A 17,693-nucleotide genomic window follows, 5' to 3' on the forward strand; every position below is an offset into this window, starting at 1 on the left:
CGATAGCTATCGGTACTCCACCCCCGAGACAGGAGGGCTTGTCTGCCAGTTTCAACATCCTACATTATGTGTGAGGGATCGTTTATCCCTTTTGATGTTTCAAATATAGCACAGCTTTTCCTTTCATTGCAAATTTATCAAAGATATGATCAAATATTTACATTATTTTTAATGACAACGATTGAATTTAGACATATCAATAAATTGACACACAATTCATCCCTGATTTTTGACAATCTGCTAACAGCAAGCCTGTTTTTTATGTTTTTAACACTTTTTAAAGCCAAATATTTTCTATTCTACACAATACCACCACTTTTTTTTCACTTTCCGCAACAGATCATTCGAAATTGACATAGGATTCCCATTTCTCGAGTACTGAACTGAAGTCTTCCGGAAGTCCCGCCTCGAAGTGCAGCCGCTCCTTGGTAAGCGGATGGACAAAGCCCAAACTCATCGCATGCAGCGCCTGACGGGGCATGAGGTCAAAGCAGTTTTGCACGAAAGCCTTGTACTTTGCAAACTGTGTCCCCTTTCGGATTTTGTCCCCTCCATACATGGCGTCGTTAAAGAGCGGGTGGCCGATAAACTTCATATGGGCACGAATCTGGTGCGTGCGGCCCGTTTCCAGATTACACTGCACTAGGGTCACGTAGCGCAGGCGCTTCAGCACTTTCCAATGCGTCACGGCATGCTTCCCCTGGCTGCCGTCGGGGAAAACGTCCATCACTTTACGGTCTTTGGCATTTCTGCCCACATTCCCACGGATCGTTCCCGAGTCCTCCTCCAGCTCCCCCCAAACCAGCGCAAGGTAGGTCCGCTCGATGGTGTGGTGAAAAAATTGCGCCGCCAGCGGCGTCATCGCCTCCTCTGACTTGGCAATCACGAGCAGTCCAGAGGTGTCTTTGTCGATGCGATGCACCAAGCCAGGCCGTCCTTCGTTGCCCTTCATCTCGGGAAGGTGCTGAAAGTGATACACCAGCGCGTTGGCGAGCGTTCCGTTCCAGTTGCCTTGGGCGGGATGGACGACCATCCCCGCAGGCTTGTTGACGATCAGCAAGCTTTTGTCCTCAAAAAGGATATCCAGTGGAATATCCTCGGGAATGACCTCTGTGTCCCGCCTTGGCTTGTCCATGAAAACCTGGATGTCATCCAGGGGTTTGATGCGGTAGTTGGACTTGACGGGCTTTCCGTTCACCAAAACCGTGTCGGTTTCGATGGCGTGCTGCACCTTGTTCCGTGCGACATGGGCGATCTTTTCGGTGAGAAACTTGTCGATCCGCACGGGGGACTGCCCCTTGTCCACCAGGATGCGGTGGCGCTCGTACAGTTCGATGTCGTCCTCTTCGTACTCTTCTTCGGGCTGTTGGCTCATGGCTGCAAAAATAGGGGGATGTGCCTTAACTTTGGCAAAAGTCCCGCAATGCTTCTCCCCCAACCTTTTACGATTCAGCCTATTTCCCACGCTCTTTTGGCAGAAAAGGGAGTAAAGCTAGCCGTGATGCGTCTGGATCAGATCCATGCGGCGGTCTCGGGCAACAAGTTTTTCAAGCTCAAATACAACCTCGAAGCAGCGAAAGAATCAGGGAAAAGCACCGTTTTGACCTTCGGAGGAGCCTTTTCCAACCATATCTACGCGACCGCTTCCGCTGCACGCTCAGAGGGGCTACAGAGCATCGGGGTGATTCGCGGAAAAGACGTGGATCTGGAAAACCCCACGCTGCGCCACGCCCAGAAAATGGGCATGAAGCTCCATCTCGTGGATCGGGATAGCTATAGAAAAAAGGACAGTCCCGAGTTTTTAGACCTGCTAAAAAAAGAATTCGGCGACTTTTACCTCGTCCCCGAAGGCGGTACGAACGCGCTTGCCATTCGGGGGACTAGCGAAATATTGGGGAAAGAACATTCGGAATTTTCCCATGTCTGCGTCTCCATAGGGACTGGAGGCACTTTTGCAGGGCTCGCATCGGCGATGGAAAACCATCAGACCCTGCTCGGATTTTCTTCCCTCAAGGGCGACTTCATCCACGGGGAAATCAATGCTTTGCTGGAAAAACACGAAATCAAGCCAAGAGGAGAGCTCGCCATCCGCAGCGACTATCATTTCGGCGGCTATGCCAAAACCAAACCCGAACTCATCGCTTTCATGACTTGGTTTTATGCGGAGTTTGGAGTTCCCCTCGACCCGATTTACACCGGAAAGTTGGCTTTTGGTCTTTGGGACTTGGTCGGGAAAGGCCATTTCCCAAAGAACTCCCACATCCTGATGATCCACACCGGCGGCCTACAGGGCAATGCGGGTTTTGCCGAGAAAACCGGAATCGAGCTGCCTAGGACTTGAGGGTGAAAAAGTCCTCCGATTCTTGGGGATGGAGGGTCAACACGTTGGCGGAAACAAGGCGCACCAGCGTCTTTGAAGCCAGAAATGGCGGGATCTTGGCCAACTTCTGAAATTCCTTCAGCGTGATCCGCTCCTTTTCCTCGAGGGCTTTCATCAGGATTTCTTCCTTCCAGCCGTAGGTAAAAATCGTGTCTCTGGGAACCCGGCTTCTTCGCAGCACCTCCCAGACCTCTCGGCTCGCCTGCACGCTCCGATCCTGCACGCGGATGTAGGATTGCTTTCGCTCCCCCTCCTTCAGATAGTGTGGACGGTCGATGCTAAGCGGAATCCGGAATACCGCCACGCCCTTTTTCTCCGAAAGCTTCACCGTAAAAACCTCCGTCCGCAACTCTGGAAAAATCAATTCCCGGATGGCTTTTTCAAGTACAAAAATCTCTTCCTCGATATAGCGCTGCCCGCTCACCGTGCCGTCATCGTCCACTCCAATCAGCAGGTCGCCTCCTGCCGTGTTGGCCAATGCGATCACTTCCCGGACGATCTTCTCGGGAAAAGCCGCCTTTTTCTTGAATTCTATCTTCAGCCCCTCGCCTTTGGCAGCCAGGGCCTTCACTTCCTGAAGGGTCATAGCTTAGAAATATGGATATACGCTTTTCTGCCAGTAAGCGAGTTTTCAATAACAATCGGGCCTGTCTGCTCAAGCAGGCTGGAAGACCGATGGCGGAAGACCGAAGAGTTGACAAAGCTAGAGTTTACTGGTTGTTTCCCTCGAGCCGTTCGGATACTGGAAAACAAGCGCATATCTACACTTGGATTAATTTCCCAGACCTCGATTGAGTCCTTCCAGTCGGGATTTTTGGGCTTGCCACTCGTCCCGCAGTCGGGCGGCTTCCATGAAGTTGAGCTCCTTGGCCGCCTTTTCCATGAGTTTCTGGGTCTGGACGATAAGCTTCTCCAACTTGTCTTTGCTGAGGTACTCGACCACCGGATCGGCTGCCACCATCGCCTCGGCAGGCATAGGCTCGGCGTAGTATTTCACCCCTTTCTTGGAATCGGCGACCTTCGTCTGTCCCATGATCTTGTCTCGGGACTTGATCACCGTAGTCGGCGTGATGCCATGTTCCTCGTTGTAGGCCATTTGCAAAGCCCTTCTACGGCGAGTCTCGTCGATGGCTGCCTGCATGGATTCGGTGATTTTGTCCGCATACATGATCACGCGGCCTTCGGAGTTTCGCGCGGCACGGCCGATGGTCTGGACTAGGGAGCGCTCATTTCTCAGGAAACCCTCCTTGTCCGCATCCAAGATCGCCACGAGGGAAACCTCCGGCAGATCCAGTCCTTCCCGCAGCAAGTTCACCCCTACGAGCACGTCGAAAACTCCCAATCTCAGCTCCCGCAAAATCTCCACGCGATCCAGCGTTTTGACCTCGGAGTGGATGTAGCGGGACTTCACTCCCGCCCGCTCGAGGAACTTCTGCAGCTCCTCGGCCATACGCTTGGTGAGAGTCGTCACCAAAACCCGAGCCTCAGTCTTAATGGTTTGGTCAATTTCTTCTAGTAGATCGTCAATCTGGTTTTGGCTCGGACGGATGTCGATGGTGGGATCCAAAAGCCCGGTAGGACGGATGATCTGCTCCACGACCACGCCCTCGGTGAGCGCCAGCTCGTAGTCGGCTGGAGTCGCGGAGACATAGACGACCTGGTTGGTGAGGGTCTCAAACTCCTCAAACTTCAGCGGTCGGTTGTCCAAAGCAGAAGGCAGGCGGAAGCCGTAGTCCACCAGATTCACCTTTCGGGAGCGGTCTCCGCCCCACATCGCGCGGATCTGCGGCACCGTCACATGGCTCTCATCGATCACCAGCAGGAAGTCATCCGGAAAATAGTCCAAGAGACAGAAAGGTCTCGCCCCTGGCAGCCTTCGGTCGAAGTAGCGGGAATAATTTTCCACCCCAGAGCAATAGCCGAGCTCGCGGATCATCTCCAGGTCAAACTCCGTCCGCTCCTGCAGCCGCTTGGCCTCCATGAATTTTCCTTCCTTTTCGAAGAAATTCACCTGCGCCACCATATCGTCCTGGATCTCATGAATCGCAGTCTGTATGGTTTCGCGGCCGGTCACAAAGAGGTTGGCGGGAAAGATGGAGATGATCTTTTCGTCAGAAAGCTTCTTGCCCGTGGCGGGCTCGATGCGCTGGATCGCCTCGATCTCGTCTCCCCAGAAGAAAATCCGGTAAGCAAAATCGGCGTAGGCCACAAAGATATCCACCGTGTCGCCCTTCACACGGAACGTACCGTGCGTGAGATCCATTTGCGTGCGACTGTACAGGATGTCCACCAGCTTGAAAAGCAACTGGTTTCGCAGAATCCGGTCGCCTTCCTGGAGGCGTACGACGTTTTTGCCAAACTCATCCGGATTGCCAATACCGTAGATACAGGACACCGAGGCGACGACGATCACATCGCGCCGCCCTGTAAGCAGGGAAGAAGTGGCACTCAGCCGGAGCTTTTCGATCTCTTGGTTGATGCTGAGATCCTTCTCGATATAGGTGCCGGAGCTGGGGATAAAAGCCTCCGGCTGATAGTAATCGTAGTAGGAGATGAAGTACTCGACGGCGTTTTCGGGAAAAAACTGCTTGAACTCACCGTAAAGCTGCGCCGCCAAAGTCTTGTTGTGGCTGAGCACCAAAGTAGGCTTTTGCGTCTGCTGGATCAGGTTGGCGACGGTGAAGGTCTTGCCCGAGCCGGTCACGCCGAGCAATACCTGCGCAGGCTCGCCAGCCTGCACCCCGGCAGTGAGTTCCGCAATGGCTTTGGGCTGGTCGCCCGTGGGTTGGTAGTCAGAGGTCAGTTTAAAATCCATAGCATCTCTCCCAACAACGAAATCGGGTCAAAAGGTTTTCAAAACTCCAAAATCAGCCTCTTGCCAGCGACCTACCTCCCAGATTGTAGTAGAGGTAGTTCGTGCGAAGAATGATCACCAGCAAGAGCGGGATCAGGCTCGGGTGAAAAGACTGCCAACCCAATATCCAAAAAACCACCGCGGCATCCGCCAGAATCAGCGCGAAAAGCAGGTATTTTTTTACCCAGGGTTCAAATCGTTTTTTGGCCAAACCATATACCAGCGCCAGATGGCCGGGGAAAGCCCAAAGCAGGTTCCAGTTCCACTTGGTGGCAGCATGGTCGGTGAAAAACCACAAGAACGCCAGCAGCAAGCCCAGCAAGCCAAGGATCGCGAACAGGCCCAGGTCGAAGCCAAGGAAGAGGCGTTTCTTTTTGTGGCCGATGACAGTCAAAAGCATAAAAAGAATGGCTACTCCCCACATCAGGTAGTAGGGGTTTACCAGGCCCATTTCAAATTCCGACTTGGGATATTCCAGCACCGTGCGGGAAGCTTTCACGAGCGGTCTGGATGGGCCGTCGCCTTGGATGGTAGCTTTGGCGAAAGCCGCCTCCATGTAATCGGGCAAAAACTGCTCCTCCCGCTCCGTGGCATCGCGGTCGATCACCGAGCCCAGCGCCAGATCTATCCCAAAATCCGCCCAAGGCAGGGGATAGACGTACTCGTCGATGAGGTTTCGGAAGGTCTTTTCCTCCTCTTTCACCGTCTCATCCCAAGAGAGCTGCTCGCCCAGGGCCGCCTCAAAGGCATCACGGATCTTGGTAGCGCAGTTGTTGAAGAAAAACTCGTAGCTGTAAAACCGCCTCGAGGGCTCCGCCTCCGTCCACAGATACTCCACGATCCGGCGCTGCTGATCCTCGCTCAGATCCAGCACCTGCTCCCGCACGTCCCGCTGATAGTAGTCATACTCCCTCAGGAAGTTGGGAAAGGTGGTGACGCTGAGGTAATAGTCGTCCAGCTGCCCCATGGTGAACTTCCCGTAGAAATTGGGGGCGCTGAAATCAAAAGTCCCGTAGTTGAACACCACATCCTGCCCAGCGGGCTCCACTTGCCTCACCCGAATGGCGCTGTGGCCAAAGCTGGAATAAAGCTCCTCTCCCGGCGAACAGGTCAAGAGGCTGATCTCATACACCTGCGCACGGGCCGGAGCTAACCCCATGAAAACCAGCAAAAAAAGAAGGTAAACTAGTTTGTTTTTAGAGACCTCTTGCATAAATTAAACTACTTTTTTAAATCCCTGTTTTTATGGATATACGATCCAATTTAGTATTCAGGTGGATTTTTTTTAACCGCCGAATATACTGGTTAATTCTGGCAGTTGCCGAGGTCAACCTACTTCTTGGAGAGGCATTTCCCCAAGAATTGAACGCCTATAAAACCATCGCAAGCGGGAATTTCCAAAGCATCTCCATTTGGGCTGTTTGGGACGGCTTCGCCTGGAACCCTGCCACCGTCAAACCGGGCCAGGGAAACGACATCTACATCGACCAAACCCACACCTTGACTCTTACGGCAAACGAGTCTGTGAAAAGTGTGTTTATCAATGCTGAGACAGGCGCAGGGCAAAAACTGGTTTTGTCGGGCTTTCAGCTCCATGTCTATGGATCTTTGCACGCCTTTTCAGGAGCGGCACCCGGTACTCCGGACAATGCTTGGAACAGCCAAAACTGGATTGGAAATTCGATTTCAAGCACGATTGTATTCAAAGGCACTTCTCGGGTAATCAGTCAGAAAAACAGTTGGAGTGCACAGACTACACAAAGTCGCTTTGCCGTCGTCTTCGAAGCTGATCCGGGGGAAACGCTGACGTTGGAAGCGCCTTTCAAAGCGCTCTCATTCACCATTCGCTCGGGAACTCTACTGCAAAAAGTCGATACTTCGGTGATACCCAATACATGCTTTACGCTGTCCTTCAACACGGAAACTTCGGTATTTGGCTCCGGACCATTTGGCAGCTTAAGCATCGAGCCTGGAGCGACGTTTATCTCCCAATGCAACGCCAATATCCTCAACCGATCTACCAGCGGTACGACTAGCGCCCTCAACTTCGACCTTCAAAATGGCGGCACGCTCATCTTGGAAGGAAACGCCCCGAGGATAGAGGCCGCAAACTTCCAGCTCAACGGCAAAGTCATTTTCCGTGGGGGTTCCGCCGCCAAAAACTACCTTGCCAGCACCTATTCTGATGCATCCGCTCCCATTGTGGTACGGGACATCGAGATCCAAGGAAACCAAAACCTCAGCCTGCCGAGTCAGCTCACGCTTTTGGGGAGTTTGGAAAAGACTGGATCTGGGAATTTCATCGCTACCGGTACTAGCCTGACCTTGGCCGGATCGGGCGACCAAGAAATCATCGGCTTCCCGCTCTCCGTGCGAGACCTTAATCTGAACAAGCCCAGCGGCACATTTTTCCCAAACTCACCTCTTACCATCCTCCGGAATCTCACCCTCACACAGGGCAGCATGGACTTGGGGGGAAACAATATGGCCATCAACACGGGGCTGGCTGGCTCGTTGAGCTACGCTGGTGGCTCTTGGAAAAATGTGGGGCTGTTCAGCTACCATGGCCTGCCCGCTTCCCTGACCGGGACAAATGCCACCTTTCCATTTGAAGACAGCCGAAATGGCGGCATCCGAAAAGTCCAACTCCTTGGAAACTCCTCCGGGGGAAATCTGACCATCGCGCTGACAGAATACACCGGTGCCGAGTACAATTCCGGATTTGATGATGTGGACGGCACCAAGATCCTGTACCGCCTGTTCAGCTTTTTCCAGTTTACGGGAATGACTCCGAGTCCCAACCCGCTCGAATTGAGGATCTCGGCGGATAAGCTGATCGTCGATGACGTGGATGACCTGAGAATCGTCGGCACTGGCTACCCCGCTCCGGGCAACCATCTGCCGGGACTTGACCCCACGGAGCTTTGGGCGCGGCGGAGCCTGACCTTTGCGGATCTGGACGGGAAAAACTTCACGGTCGGCAGCTTTCGCACCCTATCCGTTTTGCCGATCCGCTGGCTGGACATGCGCGCGACGCAAACCGATCAGGGAATCTTGCTGAAATGGAAAGTACTCTCGGCCGACGAGGACTTGCTTTTTGAAATACACAAAAGCCCAAATCCATTGGAATCCATGTGGGAAAAAATCGGGGAAGCGAGCTTGCTCGGCGGTGGAAGTTCAAGTGAAGAGTTCCTGTTTTTGGACAAAGCAGCAAAGCTGTCGGGGGAAAACTACTATCGGATCAAGCAAGTGGACCAGGCGGGCAACGCTGTCTGGAGCAAGGTCGTGAAAGCTTCCCTGCAAAACGAAACCACAACAAACAGGCTGCTCATCTCTCCAAACCCCTATTCCTCCGGCCCCTTGCATTTGGAGCTTCCCGACCACTTGGACTGGAAAGTCGCAGAGGTGGTGATCCAAAATTTCCAAGGAAAGCTGCTGGGCCAATACAAATACCCCGAGACGGACCTAGCCGAGGTGGCGCAAAACCTCCCTCCGGGAGTCTACTTTATTTGGGTGATTTCGGAACAGCACAGACTTGCCGGGAAGTTGATCAGGAAATAGGCCCAATATTGCTTGGCGGGAAAGGCTCTTTTCCCCGATTTCCCTATCTTACCCATCCAACCCCAAACCAACCTATGACCTTTGTTTTTGTTTTGCTCAGCATAGCGATCCTGGTGCTGCTGATCGTGTGGGCCAAGCTCAATCCCTTTCTTGCTTTTTTGATATCCGCCATCGCCGCTGGGCTCATGCTGGGACTGCCCGCTGACCAAGTCGCCAAGTCCGTGCAAAAAGGCATGGGGGCGATGCTGGGAGACCTGGTCATCGTGATCGTGACCGGAGCGATGCTCGGCAAGCTGGTCTCCGAGAGCGGGGCCGCACAGCGGATCGCGGGCTTTTTGATGAAGATCTTTGGGCAAAAGTACATGACCTGGGCCATGGCCGTGACAGGTCTGATCGTGGGTATTCCACTGTTTTACAATGTGGGCTTCGTGCTGCTCGTGCCCTTGGCTTTTACCGTCTCCTACCAATACAAACTTCCCGCGGTGTACGTGGGCATTCCCCTGCTGGCTGCACTTTCGGTGACGCACGGGTTCCTTCCCCCACATCCCTCACCGGCGGCCTTGGTGGCACAGTTTGACGCCAACATGGGCCTCACACTTTTCTACGGATTCCTGATTGCCATCCCGACCATCATCATCGCGGGGCCGCTTTTTGCGCCATTTCTGAAAAACATCAAATCCGAGCCACTGAAGACTTTCCAGTCTGAGCCAAAGCCTGAAAGTGAACTCCCCGGCATCGGGAACAGTGTCTTCACCGCACTGCTGCCGGTGATTCTGCTCATCGGCACCACAGCCCTAAACCTGAACATCGCCTCAGAAGACCCCATTCGCCCCCTGGTCAACTTCATCGCAGATCCCGGCGTGGTGATGCTGGTTTCGCTCCTCTATGCCACTTTCTCCCTGGGAATCCTGCGAAAAACCGATATGGTGAAGCTCATGGATATCTACACCGTCGCCACCAAAGACGTGGCGATGATCCTACTCATCGTAGCCGGAGCCGGGGCGCTCAAACAGATTTTTACCGATACGGGAGTCAGCTTGACAATTGCGGAAAGCCTCAAAACCTGGGATATCCATCCGCTCGTCCTGGCATGGATGATCACCGCTGTGATCCGAGTTTGTGTAGGATCGGCCACCGTAGCGGGACTCACGACCGCAGGCATCATCGCGCCGCTGGTCACTACGATGAACGTCGATCCTAATTTGCTCGTGCTTTCCATTGGAGCGGGCAGCCTGATGTTTTCCCATTTCAATGACGGGGGGTTCTGGATGTACAAAGAGTTTTTCAACGTAAGCATCAAGGACACCATCAAATCCTGGTCGCTGATGGAGACTATCGTGGCAGTCGCGGGACTTGTCGGCGTCCTGATTTTGGATCTTTTTGTCTAATTTCAATCCAAATTTTACCTCAATGGAAACCCCTGAAATCAACTTTGCGAAGCTCGGACTGAGCCTTCCCCCAGCCCCAAAACCACTAGGCGTCTACAAGCCTTGCCTCATCGACGGCAAATATCTCTACCTCTCCGGCCACGGTACCGTACAGGACGATGGCAGCCTCATCATCGGCAGAATCGGTCGGGACATGGATATGGACGAGGGCAAACTGGCGGCTCGACAGGTCGGTCTGGCCATGCTGTCCACGATCAAGGCAAACGTCGGCAGCCTGGACAAGGTGAAGCGCGTGATCAAAGTACTGGGAATGGTGAATTGCACCCCTGAGTTTGAGCGTCACCCATTCATTATCAATGGATGCAGCGAATTGTTTGCGAGTGTGTGGGGAGAGGAAAACGGGATCGGTGTGCGCTCTGCCGTAGGCTTTGGCTCATTGCCCGACAACATTCCGGTGGAAATCGAAGCGCTCTTTGAGCTTCACTGAGGCATCAGGGATCTACCAGCGTCTTGTAGGACTCAAACAGGCTGAGTACATCGCGGACATAGTTGACCGCGATGTGGCCTTTGGCAAAGCCGCTTTTCACGATCGGATCACGATAGTACTCGGGATCGCTTTTTAGGTTGAGATACGTCGCGACATCCTTCCAGCTTCTGGTGTTCTTACCATATTTCAGGGTCAGTCTCCAAGCATCCTCCACGTGGCCTTGGCCGATATTGTAGGAAGCGAGGATAAATCGGATGCGCTCTTTCGAGTCCGGCACCCTTTGCCTCCAAAACTTATCCAAGTACTGCAGGTATTTCACCCCTCCTTGGAGGGATTGGACAGGATCATTGGGATTGGTCACGCCAAACCGCTCCAAGGTCACGGGCATCAGCTGCAGAAGTCCCTCTGCGCCCGCATAGGACGTAGCCGTGGTGTCAAACCCGGACTCCTTGTACACCAGAGCCGCCAATAGCCTCCAGTCCCAGCCCAGCTCTCCGGCACCGTCTCGGATGATCTCATCAAAGACAGAGATCTTGTTCCCCGCCAGTGAGGAAAACTGGCTGTTGGATCGGTAGTAGCTGTTTCTGGAGTTGAGGAAATATTTGGCGTAGAGGTCTGGGATAAAGCGCTTCTTTTTGTCCGTCAGCCAGACATTGACCTCCTCGAGTAGCTTGGGGGAGTTTTTACGTACGGCCCAAGCCACAGTTCCTTCCTCGGCCACCTTCAGATTGATGTCCAAGCCTTGGTAGTAAGTGGCATTGGCTTGCGCGATGTTTTTGTCCGCCACAGTCCAGCGGATCTCCTCGTCAGCGACACGGTCGATCAGGGTCTCTTCGTGGTCGGGTGATTCCAGCACCGTAAAGTCCAAGGATAGCGAATCCTTGATCTGGTTCAGCTGGTTTTTGTACACCGTCCCTTTTCGCACATGGATGGTGTCACTGCCAAAGCCTTCCCAAATCACCGGCGTCTCCATTGACTTCAGCCCCACCACGACGGTACTCATCGTCCCCAGGGCTTGGGTGAATTCGATCCGCTCGGAGCGGGATGCGCTTTGCTCCAGGTTCATCGCGATCAAGTCCACCTTGCCCGCATCCAAATGCTCAAAGGCCGACTCGATGTCGTTGACGACGACATATTTGATCTGAACGCCGAGCCTCTTTCCCAGATCCCTGAGAAGCTCAAACTCGTAGCCCATCCGCCGACCGCGGTAGATATAATAGCTCGTGGAGTTGTTGTCGACCGCCGCTCGCAGCGTGCCTCTGGTCTTGATCCCCTGAAGGTCAAGCACGTAAGGGTCGTGAAATATTTTTTCGAACTTCCCCTCCAAAAAAGTACACTGCACGCCGAAAAGCATCAGTGTGAGCAGGGAAAAGGTCAGAATCAGTGTTTTTCTCATTCCTTTCGGAAATATCCGGGATGGGTCTGAAGCCCATTTGGCAAACGCTATGCCAAAAGAAAAACCAAGTGTTTCTTAAAAAAAGCGAATAAAAAACGGAAGCTTTCGGGCTTCCGTCTTTTTGTCAATCACCGGGTAGGTTTAGGTCTTCCATACTGTTGTCGAAAAAGATCTTTCCCGAGAGCCGAAGCAGCTCGATCTCCTGCTCCTTGATCTGGAAAATGGAAGTAATCAGGCGGTTTTTGGCGGTCAGCAGGTTCACCTGCGCATCGCGAAATTCCAGGTAGGACGCGATCCCCAAGCGAAAGCGCTCCAGGGCGATTTCCGTGTTTTCGCTCGCTACTTGGAAGTTTTTCCGCTCGATCTCGAGGAGCCGAAGGTTGTTCGAGTAGGTGTTGTATGCCCTGGCAATATCCGACTTCAGCTGGATTTCGTACTGCTCGAGCGTGTTGTCCTGAATGCGCTGCTGGACTTTGGCATTTTGTATCCTGCGGTTTAGCGTCAGTCCGCTAAACAGGTTGACCGTGATATTGCCGCCATAGTTGAATCCGGAGCGTTGGTTTTGAGCCAAAAAACCCGCGTCAGAATTGGAGGTATTGTTGGCGTAGGTCGCATTTAGGTTCAGCATGGGAAGTCTTGAGGCTTGCAGTTCGCGGGTTTGCAAAAAGGCCACGTTGCTCATGCGCTGGTTGATCAGCAATTGCTTGTTTTCCAGAAATGCGTTTTCCTCCAAGTCCATCAGCGTCTGGATCTCTCCCACCAGAATGGTATCCCTCACGAAAAACTCCTCGCGGGGATCCACCGCCATGAGCTCATTGAGGTTGACCCGGGCATTTTGGATGATCTGCTCCTGGGTGAGCAACAGACTGGAGTCAGAGTTGTAGTCCACCTCAGCCGTGAGGAAGTCACGCTTTCCGGCTCCGCCCAATTCATACTGCGCCTTGGCAATGTCGAGTCGCGCACGGCTGAGATCCAGCGTCTCCCGCAGTACCTGGAAGCGCTGCAGCTCCAAGATCAGACGGTAATAGGCCGTAGAGATCCCAGCAACTGTATTTTCCACCGAGACCTTTGCCTCCAGCTCGCTGATCTCGGTCAACTCACCCAGGCGCTTCATGATCACAATGGCCTCCGGCCTGAAGCCGTACAGCCCCACCACGTTGAAGTTCTCGTTCCTGGATTTTGCGTTGTCGATCTCCCGTGGCGCGGGATCATTCACAAAGCGCTGGACAACGTCCTCGTTGCTAAAGGAGCGCAGGTAAGTCGCATCCACGGTCGGCATGAACAATTCGCCCACTCCGACTTTCTGATCGCCCTCGCGCAGGCTGACATTTTCTACCGCAATCTTTATTTGCAGGTTTTTCTCCAGACCGATCTGGATGGCTTTTTCTAGGTCTAAATTCTCTTGGGCAAAGGCCGACAATGAGGTCAGGAGACTTCCCCAAGCGAACAAAAAGGCTATTTTTTTCATTAAATTCTGGCTAATCTTCCTTGCTTAGAAGTGAGATAGGTATAAATGGCCGGGATGATAAATAGGGTAAGGATCGTGGCAAAGGTCAAACCGCCGATGACGGCCGCGCCCATCGGCACCCTGCTCTCGGCTCCGGCACCCAGTGCCAAGGCTATCGGCAAAATCCCCAAGATCGTGGACATACTCGTCATCAGGATGGGCCTGAATCGGGCGACCGCAGCTCCGAAAATGGCCTCTTCCACATCCATGCCATGGGCTTTGCGCTGGTTGGCAAACTCCACGATCAGGATACCGTTTTTGGTCACCAGACCGATCAGCATGATGATCCCAATCTGGCTGAAGATATTGAGCGTAAAATCAAACATCCAAAGCGTCACCAAGGCCCCAAAGATCGCCAGCGGAACGGTAAACATGATCGTAAGCGGATCGAGGAAGCTCTCAAACTGCGCCGCCAGTACCAAGTAGATCAGGACCAAGGCAAAGATAAAGGCAAACAACAAGCTGTTGGAGCTCTCGCGGAATTCCTTGGACGGACCCGAAACGTCGGTAGAGAAGGAGTCGTCCAGCACCTCGGCGGCGATTTTGTCCATCTCGTCCAATCCCGCTCCGATGGTATAGCCCTCGGCCAAGTTGGCGGTCACGGTAGCACTCACAAATCTATTGAAGCGATAGAGCTGGGGAGGCGTACTCTTCTCGACCACGCGTACCAAGTTGTCCAGCTGTACCAGCTGCCCGTCTCCACCCCTTACGTAGAGCATTCTCAGGTTTACCGGCTCGTTTCTGTCCTGCAGGCGCATCTCGCCGATGACCTGATACTGCTTGCCATTCATGATGAAGTAGGCAAAGCGCTGTCCGGAGTAGGAAAGCTGCAGCGTGCGGGCGATCTCCTGTACAGAGACGCCAATGTTTCTGGCCCGCTCCCGGTCGATCTCGATCTCCAGCTCAGGCTTGGTAAACTTCAGGTTGATGTCGGTAAAGATGAAAGCCGGGTTTTGCGATGCTTTTTCCAAGAAAGGCGGGATCACCTCTTTTAGTTTTTCCAAAGTCGGTGCCTGGATCACATACTGCACTGGCAGACCGCCACGTCTGTCACCGATGGATACCGGCTGCTGCGCAAAAGCCCTGACAGCGGTCTGCTGTCTCAAGACACCGTTTACCGCGTTGAAAATCTCCTGCTGGCTACGCCCCCGCTTGTCTGCGTCGGTGAGGTAGAGGCGCATGAAAGCCGAATTGGTATTGGCCGTGCCAAATCCCGGCGAGGTCACGCTGGTCAGCCCGACCAACTCTTCGGAAGGGATCTGGTCTAGCAGGATGTCGCTAATCCGATCGACCTCTGCCCCCATGAATCCGAAAGTCGCACCCTCCGGTCCGGACATATTCACCCTCAGTTCGGAGCGGTCTTCGATGGGCACCAGCTCTGATGGAATCTGTGTAAACAGCCAGTAGATCCCGCCCACCATAAACAATATCAGTGGAAAGGCGACCCACTTGGCTTTCATGAAGCCAGCGAGCATCCGGTCATAGCCCTCGTTGAGCCACACAAAAAACGGCTCGGTAAAATTGTAAAAGGCGTTGTGCTTCTCTCGCAGCTTCAGCATCTTCCCACTGAGCATGGGCGTCATCGTCAGAGCCACAAAGGAAGAGATGATCACAGAACCCGCCACCACGATACCAAACTCGCGGAAGAGACGCCCAGTCGTACCGGTAAGGAAAATCACCGGAAGGAATACCGCTGCCAAGGCTACAGTGGTCGCGATTACTGCGAAGAAAATCTCCTCTGCACCTGCCTCGGCGGCTTTCTGCGGACTTTCACCTTTTTCTATCCTGGAGTAGATATTTTCCAACACGACGATCGCGTCATCCACCACCAATCCGATGGAGAGCACGATTCCCAGTAGGGTCAGTACGTTGATGGAAAAGTCCATCAGGTACATGACAAAAAACACCCCCACCAAGGAGATCGGGATGGTCAAAACAGGAATAAAGGTCGTGCGCCAGTCTCTCAGGAAAAGGAAAATGATCGCTACCACGAGGACAAAAGCGGTGATAATGGTCTCCTGCACCTCTTCGATGGAGCTGCGGATATAGGAGGTGGAGTCAAAGGCGATCTCTATCCCCACATCCTCGGGGAGATCCTTTTCGATAAAACCCAACCTGCGGTGAAATTCATCCGCGATTTCAATGTTGTTGGACCCCGGCAGCGGCACCAGCACCACGGCCACCATCGGCACGCCGTTGCGCTTCAAGACCGTCTTTTCATTCAGCGCCGACAGCTCGGCCGTGCCGATATCCTGGAACTTGACAATGTTGTTTTGGTCTTCCTTGATGATCAGGTTGTTGAATTCCTGTGGAGAGCTGAGACGGCTCTTGGTCCGTACCGAAAGCTCAATGCTTTGTCCCTCGATCCGACCCGAGGGCAGCTCCACGTTTTCACTCTGTACCTTGCTCAGCACGTCCATGGGTGTGATCCCATAGGAGGCCATTTTCAGCGGATCCATTCTCAGGCGGATCGCATACTCCTTGTCTCCCCAGATCTGCACCCGGCTGACACCCGGGATGGTCTGGAGGCGCTCTTTGAAGACGTTGTCTGCCAGATCGGAAAGCTCCAAAAGGCTCCTCGTGTCGCTTTTCACGTTGACACCGACGATGGGCTGGGAGTCGGCATCCGCTTTGGACACGACGGGAGGCTCTGCGTCGGGGGGCAGGTTGCGCTGCGCACCGGACACCTTGTCCCTTACGTCGTTTGCGGCGGCCTCCAGGTCGGCTCCGACCTCAAACTCCACCGTGATGTTGCTCCGCCCGTCCGCACTGGTGGAAGTCAGGGACTTGATGCCCTGGATCCCGTTGATCTGCTCTTCGAGCGGCTCGGTGATCTGCGCCTCGATGACGTCGGCATTTGCCCCCACATAAGTGGTGCTGACGTTGATCACGGGAGGGTCCACGCTGGGATACTCCCGGATGCCCAAAAGTGAAATCCCAATCCCACCAAACAGCAGGATGACCAGGGACATGACTATGGCCAATACCGGCCTGTTGATACTGATATGGGATAAGCTAGCCATACTTAGTTCGGTAAATTGGGTTGAATCGGCATTCCTTGCCGTACTTGCATCACACCTGTCGTGAGTATCAGATCGCCTTCGCCCAGTCCGGAGAGGACTTGCACATGGGAATCTGTCCGGGTTCCGATCTCTACTTCGCGCTGCTCAGCTTTGCCGCCCTCTCCTACCACAAAAACCTTGTAGCCGGAAAGCTCTGGGATCACCGACTCTGCCGGAACCATCAGCGCATCTTCTGTCACTTCCAAAATAAACCGGATTTTCACAAACATGCCCGGCAGGAACTTGCCGCCTTTGTTTGCGCTCTGAGCCCTGAGCTTCAGCGTCCGGGTAGCCAAGTCGATCTGCGGCTCAAAAGCATAAACCTGACCCTGTACCTCCTCCGAGGAGGATTCATTGGAAAAGAATACCGGCGAGCCCACCGTCACCTGGTTGGCGTAGCGCTCCGGGATGGAAAACTCGATTTTGATCGGATCGATATTCACCACGGAGGTGATCACGTCGTTTGGCCCGATCACACTTCCCTCACTGACCAGCCTCAAACCCAAAATCCCGTTGAAGGGTGCTCGGATTACCGTTTTGGCGAGCTGGGCCTCAACGAGTTTGATATCGGAAAGTGCCGTATTAAACTGGTTTAGCGCGATATCATACTCCTCTTGGGAGATCGCCTCCCGCGCCAGGAGCTGCTTTTGTCTATTTTCCTGGGTCTCAAACAGCCTCTGGGTGTATTGCAGCCTCTGGAGTTGCGCCTGGAGTTCGTCGTCGTTGAGATACACCAGAGGAGTGCCTTTGGTGACGTACTGGCCTTCCTTGAAGGCGATCCTCGTCACCAGCCCGGAGATCTCCGACCGCAGGGACACAGACTCGTTGGGCAGGATAGTTCCAGTCACCTGTAGCTGGTTTCTCAGGGTCTCTTTTTGCAGTTTCACCACATTGACCGGGAGGGGCTGGTTGCCTCCGCCTCCGTTGGAGGCTGCGGGACTGGAGCCTCCGTCTTCTTTGATATTCAGTCTGGGATAGAAAAATGCAATCGCGATAATCAGTACAATTCCTACAATGAGGGCAATCTTGGTCTGTTTTTTCATTTAAGGCTACAAGTC

General features: G+C 53.6%; 12 protein-coding genes. 4 read left to right on the top strand and 8 right to left on the bottom strand.

What is annotated here, in order from left to right; translation table 11 throughout:
• Positions 1-340: 340 nt before the first annotated feature.
• A complete protein-coding gene (locus J0A68_RS01175; RefSeq protein WP_206576349.1) occupies positions 341-1,375 on the bottom strand; it encodes an RluA family pseudouridine synthase in 1,035 nt (344 codons plus the stop codon).
• Between the two features lie 48 nt (positions 1,376-1,423).
• Between J0A68_RS01175 and J0A68_RS01180 the strand changes: the two genes are divergently transcribed.
• Complete coding sequence (locus J0A68_RS01180) at positions 1,424-2,341, top strand: 1-aminocyclopropane-1-carboxylate deaminase/D-cysteine desulfhydrase (RefSeq protein ID WP_206576350.1); 918 nt, start codon at positions 1,424-1,426, stop codon at positions 2,339-2,341.
• Here J0A68_RS01180 and J0A68_RS01185 read toward each other — a convergent pair.
• From J0A68_RS01185 to J0A68_RS01195, 3 genes are all read right to left on the bottom strand, one after another.
• A complete protein-coding gene (locus tag J0A68_RS01185) occupies positions 2,331-2,966 on the bottom strand; it encodes an AlbA family DNA-binding domain-containing protein (RefSeq protein WP_206576351.1) in 636 nt (211 codons plus the stop codon). The genes J0A68_RS01180 and J0A68_RS01185 overlap by 11 nt on opposite strands.
• 186 nt (positions 2,967-3,152) lie before the next feature.
• Positions 3,153-5,195, bottom strand: a complete 2,043-nt coding sequence (uvrB, locus tag J0A68_RS01190) for an excinuclease ABC subunit UvrB (protein ID WP_206576352.1) — start codon at positions 5,193-5,195, stop codon at positions 3,153-3,155.
• Between the two features lie 52 nt (positions 5,196-5,247).
• The gene (locus tag J0A68_RS01195; protein ID WP_206576353.1) at positions 5,248-6,447 is read right to left on the bottom strand and encodes a lipoprotein N-acyltransferase Lnb domain-containing protein; all 1,200 of its coding nucleotides are present in this window, start codon (positions 6,445-6,447) and stop codon (positions 5,248-5,250) included.
• 149 nt (positions 6,448-6,596) lie between these two features.
• Between J0A68_RS01195 and J0A68_RS01200 the strand changes: the two genes are divergently transcribed.
• From J0A68_RS01200 to J0A68_RS01210, 3 genes are all read left to right on the top strand, one after another.
• A complete protein-coding gene (locus J0A68_RS01200; protein ID WP_206576354.1) occupies positions 6,597-8,795 on the top strand; it encodes a T9SS C-terminal target domain-containing protein in 2,199 nt (732 codons plus the stop codon).
• A gap of 74 nt (positions 8,796-8,869) precedes the next feature.
• Positions 8,870-10,183 carry a gluconate:H+ symporter gene (locus tag J0A68_RS01205; protein ID WP_206576355.1) on the top strand — a complete coding sequence of 438 codons (1,314 nt, stop codon included), beginning with the start codon at positions 8,870-8,872 and terminating at the stop codon, positions 10,181-10,183.
• Positions 10,184-10,205: 22 nt separating this feature from the next.
• A complete protein-coding gene (locus tag J0A68_RS01210) occupies positions 10,206-10,670 on the top strand; it encodes a RidA family protein (protein ID WP_206576356.1) in 465 nt (154 codons plus the stop codon).
• A 4-nt stretch (positions 10,671-10,674) separates the two neighbouring features.
• On the opposite strand, the gene J0A68_RS01215 is transcribed toward J0A68_RS01210, so the two are convergent.
• The 4 genes from J0A68_RS01215 to J0A68_RS01230 all read right to left on the bottom strand — a co-directional run bounded on the left by J0A68_RS01215 (position 10,675) and on the right by J0A68_RS01230 (position 17,678).
• Positions 10,675-12,066 (bottom strand): MltF family protein, encoded by a 1,392-nt coding sequence (locus J0A68_RS01215; protein ID WP_206576357.1) that lies wholly within the window; start codon positions 12,064-12,066, stop codon positions 10,675-10,677.
• 124 nt (positions 12,067-12,190) lie between these two features.
• On the bottom strand, positions 12,191-13,534 hold the full coding sequence (locus tag J0A68_RS01220; RefSeq protein WP_206576358.1) for a TolC family protein: 1,344 nt from the start codon (positions 13,532-13,534) through the stop codon (positions 12,191-12,193).
• Complete coding sequence (locus tag J0A68_RS01225) at positions 13,534-16,596, bottom strand: efflux RND transporter permease subunit (protein WP_206576359.1); 3,063 nt, start codon at positions 16,594-16,596, stop codon at positions 13,534-13,536. Before J0A68_RS01225 ends, J0A68_RS01220 begins: the two co-directional genes overlap by 1 nt.
• Positions 16,597-16,598: 2 nt before the next feature.
• Complete coding sequence (locus J0A68_RS01230) at positions 16,599-17,678, bottom strand: efflux RND transporter periplasmic adaptor subunit (RefSeq protein ID WP_206576360.1); 1,080 nt, start codon at positions 17,676-17,678, stop codon at positions 16,599-16,601.
• Between the last annotated feature and the right edge of the window lie 15 nt (positions 17,679-17,693).

It is taken from the genome of Algoriphagus oliviformis (genome assembly GCF_017254915.1).
GTDB lineage: Bacteria > Bacteroidota > Bacteroidia > Cytophagales > Cyclobacteriaceae > Algoriphagus > Algoriphagus oliviformis.